Below are 11,295 nucleotides of genomic sequence, written 5' to 3'. Positions count from 1 at the left end.
GCCCCACGCCCCGCGTCCCCGATCCGGCCCGGCTCGGCCTGGTCGGTGCCCTCCCAACACCGACCAGGCCGCCATACCCAACAGCAGGCGTCTGCTGTCATGATGCTTTCGTGCGGACGACAGTGACTCTCGATCCGGATGTGGCGGCAGCCCTCCAGAAAGAGGTCCGCGAACAGGGAATGTCGTTCGAAGAAGCGCTGAACACACTTGTACGTGCCGGTCTGGCGAACCGCCGTCAGGATACTCCGCCCTGCCGGACACCCGCCCGATCGCTCGGGCTACGACTTGACATCGACCTCGACAAAGCACTGCGGCTCAGTTCCGAGCTTGAGGACGATGAGATCATCGGTAAAATTCAACCGCGCGACTGAAGCCGCCTGGGACAAACCTCCTGATACACGTGTCGATGACACAGCCGCCTGACTGCTCAGGCCGGGCGGAGTTGTCGGTGGTGGTTGGGAGCATGGTCGGCATGGCGAACTGGAGTGAGGTGGAGGCCGCGGCCCCGCGGCTGGCAGCGGCGGTCCGGGGGCGGTTCGAGGTGTACGGGCTGGCGATCCTCGCGACTCTCCGGCGCGACGGCTCGCCCCGGGTGAGCGGGATCGAACCGCTGTTCGCCCTCGGCGAACTGTGGCTGGGCATGATGCCCGACTCACGCAAGGCGATCGACCTGTCGCGGGATCCGCGATGCGCCCTGCACAACGCGACAACGGACAAGAACGTCGCCGACGGCGACGCGAAAATCACCGGCCGGGCGCTGGCGGTGACCGATCAGGAAAGTCTCGACGCCTATCGGGCGGCCTGGGCCGCGTCCGCGGAGATCCCCGTACCGGAGCCGTTCGCCCTGTTCAGGGTCGACGTCACCGAACTCGCGACGATCGGCGTCGGCGACGAGGAGCTCGTCATCGGCTTCTGGCGGGAGGGCGGCCCACCCACGCGGACGACCCGTAAATAACGGTCTGGGAACTCGGGGCCGATCGGCCGGTTTTCGTCCATCATGGGCCGAGCCGGGCGTTCGGTGGCCGTCGGCGATCGGCGATCGGCGAACGCCGACGCTACGGAGAGTCGTCGTCCGACTGTCGATCGCCGTTGCCGCCGTGCCGGGGCGTCCAGCACATGGAAACCATCCGTCCGTCGGACACGGAGAAGCCGGCGACCGCAGGTTGTGGAGGTGGCGCGCATGGCGGTACGCGAGATTGCGGCGACGAGGACGATCCCCGCCACCGCGGAGCAGATCTTCGGGCTTCTCACCGACCCGGCCCAGCATCCCGTGATCGACGGCTCGGGAATGGTACGTGCGGTGCGTCCCGGAGGCGCGAGGCGGCTGACGCTCGGGTCGAAGTTCGGTATGGACATGAGAATGGGTGTGCCCTACCGGATCGAGAACACGGTGGTGGAGTTCGAGGAGAACCGCCTGATCGCCTGGCGGCACTTCTTCGGGCACCGCTGGCGCTGGCTGCTGACGCCGCTGCCCGACGGGCGCACGGAGGTCACCGAAACCTTCGACTGGTCCACCGCGCGCATCCCGCGGCTCATCGATGTCAGCCCCTTCCCCCGGAAGAACAGGGCAGGTATCGAGAAGTCCCTCGACCGGCTGGCCGGACTGTTCTCACAGTAGAACACTCACAGTGAAACAAGATTCTCACAGTAAAACCGCGTCCGACGCCGTATGGACGATCCGCCTGTGGGGCGGGAAAGCCGTGGGGTGGGGAAACGTGCCCGCCCGTCGGAGCCTGGCGTGAAAAACACCGTCGGACGTTCTTCGGTCACCCCGGTCGCCGGCGGAGCCGACAGAGCTGACAGAAACCGAGTGACGGAGACGGGTGCGGCAGATACCGGCCGGCTTTTCGATGTCGACTACCTGACCGAGGATGTATGGCTCGGCGCGGGGGGTGAGAGTACCGCGCCGGCCTGCGCGGCCTGCGCGCTCCGCTCGGTGGGCGTGCCGGTGGGGGCGGGGCGTAGAGCCATGCCGACGCCCGCCCACACCAGGTCGGCCACGGTCGCGAACAGGCGGATGATCAGCGCGAGGACGGTCGCCGGCCCGGCCGCGAGCGCCGGCGCCAAGGTGAGGACGAGCACCGCCTCGCGCACACCCGCACCGGCCGGCAGCACCAGCACGAGAAAACCGGCCGTCCAGGCGAAGGAGTACCCGCCCACCGACAGCAGCAGCAGACGCACGCCGTGCACCGACGGCGTGAGGTCGCTGGCGAGCAACCAGGTCGCCACGCCGAAGAGCACGAAACCCGCCAGCAGCCAGCCGGCGGCGGCCAGCACATGGCGTCCGCTGGGCTGCTGTTCCAACGGTGGGCGGCGCAGCAGCCGGAACGCGAACGCCAGCAACGCGGAGAGCACCGGCGGATACAGCACGGCCGCGAACATCGGGACGGCCAGCAGCACCAGCCCGTAGTGACGCAGCGCGCCCGCCGACACGAACGGCAGGGTCACCGCGGCGGCCACCCCGCCGCAGGGGACCGCCAGCGCCAGCACGATCAGGCTGGCGGACGCGGCCTTCGGACGCGGCACTCCGTAGTCCCGGGACAGCTCCATCTGGGCTAGCACCGGCCACACGCTGCCGGGAACGTACTTGCCGACCTGCCCGACGAAGAAGATCCGCAATGCGGCCCGCAGCGGCAGCTCCACGCCGAGCGATGCCAGCAGCGCCCGCCACGACAACACGGTCGTCCCGACCGCCAGCACCGTGACGAGCCCTGAGGCGACCAGCCCGAACGCGGTCAGCTCCCCGAACGACGCGCGGACCTCGTTCCACTGGCTGACCAGAGCGACAACAAGCAACCCCGCCGCCACCAGCAACGCCACCCGCACCAGCCACCGACGCGCGTCCCGCCGCCGACCAGCCTCCGAGGGCTGTCCCTCCCCAGCAAGACGGCCCGGCTCCGCGGGACGGGCTGGCTCAGCGGGACGGGCTGGTTCCGGCTGGCGGCCGGCATCCTGGTAGGGATCCGGCTCCGACCGGCTGTGCGCCTCTGGCTGGTGGCCCGGCTCCGGATGGCAGCCCCGTTCCGAGGGAGGGCGGCCCGCCGGCTGGCGACCGCGGACGCCGACAGGCCGCATCCACCGCATTGCCCCAGCCTAGAGCCCTGCCCCCGCACGTCCCCAACGGCACACAAGAAGCGTGTTCACATCACTTCCATCACACTGGAACATCAATCCAGCATCACAGATCTGACCGAAAGCCCCTTGTTCTCCATACGGAACCCCTCGGGAATATCCAGCGATCTTTATAGGTGTGACGGTAGATAGAAAACGTCGTCGTGGTGACGGAAACCACCTACGGCTGTGGTCGGCACCCGCCATCCGTAGGTGGAGGACGCTGCCGTGGCGACCGTTCCCACACTCGGCCACAAGTCTCACACTCGGCCGCGAGCAAGCGAGCGGGACGGCGGGCGGATCGCTGTGGCCGGAGCGGTGGTCGTACGGCGTGGACGGCGTTCGCGGTCAGCCATGAGGAGCATGATCGGCGCGAGTTTGTCGTTGTGTACGGTTTTTGGTCCGCTGGGCGTACACAGCGACAAACTCGCGCCGATCTTTGACGACCGCCGGATTCAGCCGAGGCTGTAGGTGAAAACCGTCCTTACAACAGCACTTTTCACCTACAGCTTCCGCTGTTGCAGGTGGAAACCGTTGTCATGGCAGCGGTTTCCACCTACGGCTTCCGGTTGACCGGGGTCAGCGTTGGCCGGCGGGGGTTTCCTCTTCGGCCTCGCCGGTGGTGAGGGCCGGGGCGCGGCTGGCGGCCAGCTCGACGATCCGACGGGCGAGCTCCTGGGCGGACAGGCCGATGTCGGCCATGACCTGGTCACGCTTGCCCTGGTCGAGGAAGGTCTGCGGGATGCCGAAGTCCCGCAGCGGAACGTCCACGTCGGCGTCGCGCAGCAGCTGCGCGAGCGTCGAGCCGACCCCGCCGACCCGGCCGTTGTCCTCGACTGTGACCACCAGCGAGTGCGCCCGGGCCAGGTCGACGAGCACCGGGTCGAGCGGCTTGACCCACCGCGGGTCGACGACGGTGATCCCGATGCCGTGGCTGGCGACCCGTTCGGCGACCTGCAGGCAGGTCGCCGCCATCGCGCCGACGGCCACCAGCAGCACCTCCCGGGTCGGGGTGACCTCCGGCGAGCGGTAGATGACGTCGACCGTCCCGACCCGGTCGATCGCGGGGATGTCCGCGTTGATCTTGCCCTTGGAGAACCGCACCACCGACGGCCCGTCGGTGATCGCCACCGCTTCCCGTAGCTGGGCGCGCAGCGTGGTGGCGTCCCGTGGCGCGGCCAGTGACAGCCCGGGCACGAGCTGGAGGAAGGACATGTCCCACATGCCGTTGTGGGACGGCCCGTCCTCGCCGGTGACACCGGCCCGGTCCAGGACGAAGGTCACCGGCAGCCGGTGCAGGGCGACGTCCATCAGCACCTGGTCGAACGCGCGGTTGAGGAACGTCGCGTAGACGCACACCACCGGCTTGATGCCGCCGAGGGCCAGGCCCGCGGCCGAGGTCACCGCGTGCTGCTCGGCGATGCCCACGTCGAACACCCGGTCCGGGAAGGTGCTGGCGAACTTCTTCAGGCCGACCGGCTGCAGCATGGCGGCGGTGAGCGTGACCACGTCCGGCCGCTCATGGCCGATCTGGACGATCTCGTCGGCGAAGACACTCGTCCAGCTGGTGCCACCGCCGGCCGCGGTGGGCTTGCCGGTGCTCGGATCGATCACTCCGACGGCGTGGAAGCAGTCGGCGTCGTCCTGTTCGGCGGCCGGGTAGCCGAAGCCCTTGCGGGTGACGCAGTGGACGATGACGGGCCCGCCGAAGTCGCGGGCGCGCCGCAGCGCGGTCTCCAGCGCGTGGACGTCGTGCCCGTCCACCGGCCCGACGTACTTCAGGCCGAGGTCCTCGAACATGCCCTGCGGCTGTATGACGTCCTTGATGCCCCGCTTGATGCCGTGCAGGGCGTCGTACAGCGGCGGGCCGACCAGCGGGGTGCGCCCGAGGACCTGCTTGACGACGTCGAGGACCTGCTCGTACTCGGGAGCGAGTCGCAGCGAGGCCAGGTGGTCGGCCAGCCCGCCGATCGTCGGGGCGTAGGAGCGCCCGTTGTCGTTGACAATGATGATCACCGGGCGGTCCGCGGCGGCGATGTTGTTCATCGCCTCCCAGCACATGCCGCCGGTCAGCGCGCCGTCACCGACGACCGCCACGACCGAGCGGGACTCCCCGCGCAGCGCGTACGCCCGCGCCAGCCCGTCGGCGTAGGACAGCGCCGTGGACGCGTGGGAGTTCTCGATGATGTCGTGCGGCGACTCCGCCTGGCTGGGGTACCCGGACAGGCCACCGCGCTGACGCAGGTTCACGAAGTCGTCCGCGCGGCCTGTGAGGATCTTGTGGACGTACGACTGGTGACCGGTGTCCCACAGGATCCGGTCGTGCGGCGAGTCGAACACCCGGTGGATGGCCAGCGTCAGCTCGACGGCCCCGAGGTTGGGCCCGAGATGACCGCCGGTACGGGCCACCGCGTGGATGAGAAAGTCGCGGATCTCCGCCGCCAGAGCGGGAAGGTCCTCGGCTGTAAGTTTTTTCAGATCGTGCGGATTGCGAACGGTCGACAGAAGCGACACTGGCACTTCCTCTCCGTGCACTCCCTCCCCCCTTCGTGAGGGGATCCGGCCCGGGACGCGCTCAGTCTACGCAGGTCAGGGGATCATTCACGGTCACGGAGCGGACATGTGAGCACGTCCCAAACGGGCCCCAACCAGGGCAGCGAGCGCTTACGATGCGTCGTTTACCCTGATCCGCGGCTACGCCGGAGCGTGCACGCCCTGTTTTTCCCCGGCGTGTCCCCGTGCTGACGGACCCATTACCAGGGTGTCCGCTCGCCGTCATCCCGGGCCCGTCCGTCACCGGCTCCCGCGGCCCGGGGCGACCATGATCGCCACGCACTCCACGTGGGCGGTCATCGGGAAAAGATCAAAAGCCCGTAACGTGACAAGTGAATAGCCCTGTGTAACTGCCACGGCAAGGTCGCGCGCAAGGGACGCCGGATCGCAGGACACGTACGCGACAGCCCGCGGGCGCAGGGCCAGCAGCGCCAGCATCACGGCCCGCCCGGCGCCCGCCCGGGGCGGGTCGAGGACCACGATGTCGGCGCCGGTGCCGGCCAGCCCGCGCAGGGAGCCCGGCGAGACCCGGACGCCGCGCAGCGACACCTGCGGCAGGTCGCCGAGGCTGCGCGCGGCCGACGCCACCGCCGCCGGATCCGACTCCATCGCCACGACCGTGCCGTCCGGGCCGACGGCTTCCGCGAGCGCGGCGGCGAACAGGCCCGCGCCGGCGTACAGATCGAGCGCTCTCTCCCCGGCGCGGGGTGCCAGGCCGGTGAGCACCGCGTCCACCAGCGTCTCGGGCGCGCCGGGATGCACCTGCCAGAACACCCCCGGGCCAAGCCGGAACCGACGCCCGCGCACCACCTCGACGATCTCACTCTCGGCTTCGGAACCAGCTCCTGGACCGGACGGAACGCCAGCATCGAAGCCGGAAACACCAGCGGTGGAGCCGGAAACGGAGTCAGCGCCGACAGCGGCTGGGACACCAGCGGCGGACGGGATGCCAGCGGCGGACGGAACGCCGGAGGCTGGACCGGCTCCGGCACCGGCGGACGTGCCCGGAAGCCTGGTGATGACGACGACGCCGCTCGACACACTCGCGGCGACCTCGATCTCACCCACGGAGATCTCGCCCACGGACTCGGCCTGAACTGCGATACCGGTACGGGGGTCGGCACGAGGGCCAGCTCTACCGACGGCCGTGTCTGAGTCACCGGCGTCACCGGCGTCACCGCCAGCGCTGGCATCACCGGCGGCGCTGGCATCGCGCGGCGGGAGGACTCGGCCGGCGACCGCCGCGCGCACCAGCGGGTGGGCGATCAGGCAGTCCGCGGCGGGAACGATCTCGTGCGAGCGGTGACCGCGCAGCCCGACCTCGCCCTGCCCGCTCAGCGCGTACCGCATCCTGGTCCGCCAGCCCAGACCCTCGCCCTCACCCGGCGACCGCGTGTCCGGTGGCAGCGCGTCCAGTGGCAGCGCGGATGGTGCTGGCGTGGACGGCGTTGGCGCGGATGGTGCGGGTGGTAAGGCGTTCACCGCCTCGACCTCGACGGGACGGTCCAGCCCGGCCAGCCGGCGCAGCTGCTCGCGGACCACCGCCGCCTTCAGCCGCCGCTGCGCGGCGAGGGAGGCGTGCTGCCAGTCGCATCCCCCGCACCTCCCGGCCCCGGCGTGCGGGCACGGTGGGACGACACGCTCCGGCGCGGCGCGCAGCACCTCGACGGCGTCCGCCCGCCAGTACCTGTCGTGTGAGGTGTCGGTCAGCCTGGCCCGTACCCGCTCGCCCGGCAGAGCATGGCGGACGAAGACCACCCGGCCGTTGTCACGGGCCACACAGCTCCCGCCGTGTGCCACCGGCCCGATCTCGAGCTCGATCACGTCCTCGGCCGCACTCCCGATTTCGATCATCTCCCGGGGCCGTCGAGGACCGTTCCCTCGACGGCCGGCCCGCCGTCGGCCACAGGGTCGTCGTCCGCGGCGGGCTGGCGCGGCGCCAGCCGTCGCACGATGGCGAAGGTCGCGAGGATCGCCACGCCGAACAGGGGCAGGCCCAGAGCGATGTTGGCCGCGCCGAGCCAGCCGGGCTCACCGGCGAGGTAGAGCAGACCCTGGACGGCGAAACGGACGGCGAAGACCGCGATCCAGACGCCCGTCGCCCACACCGCGGCGCGCCGGGTGTCGGCATGCCGGCGCCAGTTGGCGTAGCGGGGATCCAATGCCGCCATCACATAGCCGGCGAGCGGACGGCGTACCAGCAGCGACAGCAGGCCGACGGCCGCGAACACGGCGTTCTTGGCGATGCTGGGCAGGAAGAACCCTTCGGCGCTGTGCGTGCGGGACGCGACGAAAGCGGCCACACCGACCGCGAACAGACCGGAGAACGCCTGCTGGACCGGCTCCCGCCGGACCAGCCGCAGCACCACGAGGGCGAGAGCGACGGCGATCGCGACCACGATGCCCGCGGTCAGCCCCGCCTGGGAGTTGACAGCGACGAAGGCGGCGGTGGGAACGGCTCCGTCGACCACCCCTCGGACACCGCCCACAGCCTCGGCCAGCGACACCGGTGGCTGACGCGCCGACGGACGCCGGTCGCGACTGGGCGCGCTCACGCGGCGGTGGGCGGCCCGGGCGACAGCGCGTGTCGCGGGTCCGCGGTCGCGGGGCGACTGTCGGAACTCGTCATGGCAACCGCCTTCACTGATGTGTGTCATCCACTGGTATGCCATCCACTGGTACGTGTCATCTGGCGTGTCATCCGCTGATGTGCGTCATCCCCCGGTGTGTGCCGTCCGCAATCGGCGCAACATACGCCGGTGTGACATCCGGGAAACGAATCAGCCCGGCCCCGTGTGCCCGCGTCCCACTGGTAGCCCACCGGGAGCCAGCGGAACCGGGCCCGGGCCCGGGTCCGCTCTCCGGTGTTCCCAGGAGCCGGGCGCGGGAAAATCGGGAAAACACGACCGTGCCACCATGGGCCCGTCCGCTCTCGCCCGTCCACGCTCCGGCGCCCTCGACCGACCTGCCCGCGGGTGACCGCAACCGGCTTCGACAGACATCGGTGAACATCAGCGGATCCTCAACCGACTTCCGCGATCCGCACGCCCGGGGCCGGCATCCGGCCCGTCGTCGTCGCGACACCGCCGACGACCTCGCGTGGATCCGGACCCGGCTCGGACGGGTCGCCCTGGCCGTCCGAGCCGTGCGGGTCGGTGATCTCCCGGGGCAGTTTCAGCGGCAGTGGGTCACGCAGCGGCATCGCCTGGTCGCCACGTACCACCACCAGTCGGCGTAGCGCCTCGACCAGCGGCGGGGCGGAGGTCGGGTCGAGCGCGGCATAACCGGTGAACACGACCCGCAGGAACCAGCGCGGGCCGTCGATCCCCACCATGCGGCCGGGTATGAGCTCCCCCGGTGTGCCGGTCGGCAGTTGCAGGCGCAGCTCCCTGCCGTAGAACCCGTCGGTCTCCTCGGCCGTCCCCGCGGCGGCGCGAAGGGAGTCGACGATCTCGACGCGCACCTCGTCCCACAGGCCGGCGCTCTTCGCCGCGGCGAACGCCGACAGCTCCATCCCGCTCTGCCCGTCCGTCAGCGTCACCGTGAGCAACTGCCCAGAGGCCTGGTCGACCTGGAACTGCACCTGGACCCCGTCGATCACCGGAATCCGCAGTGACCCCAGATCGAGCCGGCGGACGTGGTCGTCCGGGGCCTCGTCGGCGTCGTAGGGACCGTCATGATCGACCGCCGTCGAGTCGTACCCGGTCTCGTCACGGTCGTCCCGATGCTCCTGCGGATCCTGCCAGCCGCGACCGGCACGCCTACGACCTCGCCGGAACACCGCGGCCACTTCCTGTTCTCACGATCAGCTTTCCTGTCGTCACGATCGGCTCCTCACGTGTGTGATGGCCGGGTGTCCCCCTCCGGCCTGGGGCGGCACCGACGGCGCCGTCCCAGGCCGGAGGGAGCCGGCTGCGGATCCGCGAGCGGATCCCGGGCCGGGGTCAGGGTCAGGCGAAACCGCCGGTCGACCCGAAGCCGCCCACGCCACGCACCGTCGGCGGCAGCTCGGCGACCTCCTGGAACGCCGCCCGCTCCACCCGCTGGATGACGAGCTGGGCGATCCTGTCACCACGGCGCAGCACCACCGTCTCGCGCGGATCGGTGTTGACGAGCACGACTTTGATCTCACCACGGTAACCGGCGTCGACCGTACCCGGCGCGTTCACGATGGACACCCCGTGGCGTGCCGCCAGGCCGCTGCGCGGGTGCACGAACGCCGCGTGCCCCTCGGGGAGGGCGATGGCGACCCCGGTCCCCACCAGGGCGCGCTCCCCTGGGGGGAGCGTGACGTCCCGCGTCGTGACAAGGTCCGCACCGGCGTCGCCGGCATGGGCGTAGGCCGGCAGCGGGAGATCCGGGTCGAGCCGGTGTACCAGCACCTCCAGCAGGCCGGCTCCGGCCTCGGTGCGGGACCCCGCGTGCGGCACCCCGCTGCGGGGCCCTTCGGGCTGAGGCCCCCCGGTATGAGGCCCCTCGGTGTGAGGTCCCCCGGTGTGAGGCGTGGTGAGGTTGTCCGTCGCGGTCATGAGCCCCTCGTGGTCTGGCGGATGCGGGCCGCCACCGGCGACGCGCCGGAGCGCGGCGGGACGCCGAAGTAACGACACATCGAAGACTAGCCGGCCGGAAAGCGCGCGATCATGACTGTCCGCGCGAGACCACGGCGGAGGCTGCCGCCGCGCCGCCCCGTCCGACTCCGTCCGGCCCCGTTCGACCCCACCCGCCAGCACTCGACACTGCCCGCAGCCCGAACGGCTCGCCGCGCGGCCACGGCGGAGCAGATACATCAGCGCACCGGTACGAGTACACATAGCGCTACAGGCACAGCTACAGGCACCGCGGTACGCCAGCACGGCGGGGGAAGGCGGATCGGCGCGGGCGCGTCCGCGTGGCTGCGGACCGGTGAAGCTGGCGACCCCGCGGGAAAGGCAGGCACCAGCGGGCGGGAAAAGACAGGTACCGACGGCCGACCGGTGACGGACGGGCGCGAGTGATGGCCGCCGCGGTGGATACTGACCGACATGCGCTACGAGGAACGGCTGGCCGTGCCCCGGCTGTGGCATGTCTGGGCCGCGCTCTGCGCCGGCGTCTTCGGAAGCTACTTCACCGTGTACACGGGCTCCGGGTGGATCCGGGCCGCCGTCTACGTCGGCATGTTCGTCGGGATGGAGGCCGCGCTGTGGGCTCTCGGTCGGGCGCGGCTGGCCGTGACCGACCAGACGGTGGCCGCGGCCGGCCGAGTGCTTCCCCGGGACGGTGTGCGCGATGTCGCGGCATGCTCCGACATCCGCACGGCGCTGGCGCCGGGAACGTACGCCGTGACCAGGCCGTGGATTCGCACCGGCGTGTGGATACGCACGGCCGGCGAGGTGTGGGTGCTCTCGTGCCGGCACCCTGACAGGTTCGTGGCGGCGACGGGTGTCCGCGGCCACCCGCTGACCGGCGCCGACAGCGGCCGGCCGGGGTAACTGTCAGCGGGGTGGCTGTCAGTAGTGAACGATCGCCAGTAACGGATGGCTGTCAGCAGCGGATGCCGTCGGCCGGACGGCCTCCAGCGGACCTTGGACCTCCGACGGAGGAACAATCATGATCCTCTCGGTGCAGGCCGCCGGGGCATCTTCACGGACGGGG

10 protein-coding genes are annotated in these 11,295 nt (G+C 70.7%); 4 read left to right on the top strand and 6 right to left on the bottom strand.

Annotation, left to right across the window (positions count from 1 at the left end; translation table 11 throughout):
- Window positions 1-122: 122 nt before the first annotated feature.
- From FSYMDG_RS08860 to FSYMDG_RS08850, 3 genes are all read left to right on the top strand, one after another.
- The gene (locus FSYMDG_RS08860) at window positions 123-371 is read left to right on the top strand and encodes a hypothetical protein (RefSeq protein ID WP_013873213.1); all 249 of its coding nucleotides are present in this window, start codon (window positions 123-125) and stop codon (window positions 369-371) included.
- Between the two features lie 77 nt (window positions 372-448).
- Window positions 449-955, top strand: coding sequence for a pyridoxamine 5'-phosphate oxidase family protein (locus FSYMDG_RS08855; protein ID WP_237703051.1), 507 nt, complete (start codon window positions 449-451; stop codon window positions 953-955).
- Between the two features lie 225 nt (window positions 956-1,180).
- Window positions 1,181-1,618: an SRPBCC family protein gene (locus FSYMDG_RS08850; protein ID WP_013873211.1), complete on the top strand. Its 438-nt coding sequence runs from the start codon at window positions 1,181-1,183 to the stop codon at window positions 1,616-1,618.
- Window positions 1,619-1,857: 239 nt separating this feature from the next.
- On the opposite strand, the gene FSYMDG_RS08845 is transcribed toward FSYMDG_RS08850, so the two are convergent.
- The 6 genes from FSYMDG_RS08845 to dut all read right to left on the bottom strand — a co-directional run bounded on the left by FSYMDG_RS08845 (window position 1,858) and on the right by dut (window position 10,094).
- Entirely contained in the window at window positions 1,858-2,820 is a 963-nt protein-coding gene (locus FSYMDG_RS08845) for a lysylphosphatidylglycerol synthase domain-containing protein (protein ID WP_013873210.1), read from the bottom strand.
- Window positions 2,821-3,690: 870 nt separating this feature from the next.
- A complete protein-coding gene (gene dxs / locus FSYMDG_RS08840) occupies window positions 3,691-5,625 on the bottom strand; it encodes a 1-deoxy-D-xylulose-5-phosphate synthase (RefSeq protein WP_013873209.1) in 1,935 nt (644 codons plus the stop codon).
- 279 nt (window positions 5,626-5,904) lie between these two features.
- A complete protein-coding gene (locus tag FSYMDG_RS08835; RefSeq protein WP_013873208.1) occupies window positions 5,905-7,518 on the bottom strand; it encodes a class I SAM-dependent RNA methyltransferase in 1,614 nt (537 codons plus the stop codon).
- The gene (locus tag FSYMDG_RS08830) at window positions 7,515-8,336 is read right to left on the bottom strand and encodes a DUF3159 domain-containing protein (protein WP_013873207.1); all 822 of its coding nucleotides are present in this window, start codon (window positions 8,334-8,336) and stop codon (window positions 7,515-7,517) included. Before FSYMDG_RS08830 ends, FSYMDG_RS08835 begins: the two co-directional genes overlap by 4 nt.
- 350 nt (window positions 8,337-8,686) lie before the next feature.
- Entirely contained in the window at window positions 8,687-9,445 is a 759-nt protein-coding gene (locus tag FSYMDG_RS08825) for a DUF3710 domain-containing protein (protein ID WP_013873206.1), read from the bottom strand.
- Between the two features lie 169 nt (window positions 9,446-9,614).
- Window positions 9,615-10,094: a dUTP diphosphatase gene (gene dut, locus FSYMDG_RS08820; RefSeq protein WP_237703049.1), complete on the bottom strand. Its 480-nt coding sequence runs from the start codon at window positions 10,092-10,094 to the stop codon at window positions 9,615-9,617.
- 591 nt (window positions 10,095-10,685) lie between these two features.
- On the opposite strand from dut, the gene FSYMDG_RS08815 reads away from it, so the two are divergent.
- Window positions 10,686-11,132 (top strand): DUF3093 domain-containing protein, encoded by a 447-nt coding sequence (locus tag FSYMDG_RS08815; RefSeq protein WP_013873204.1) that lies wholly within the window; start codon window positions 10,686-10,688, stop codon window positions 11,130-11,132.
- The last annotated feature ends 163 nt before the right edge of the window (window positions 11,133-11,295 follow it).

The organism is Candidatus Protofrankia datiscae, from assembly GCF_000177615.2.
Lineage (GTDB): Bacteria > Actinomycetota > Actinomycetes > Frankiales > Frankiaceae > Protofrankia > Protofrankia coriariae.
This window is presented reverse-complemented; position numbering and strand designations above follow the sequence as displayed.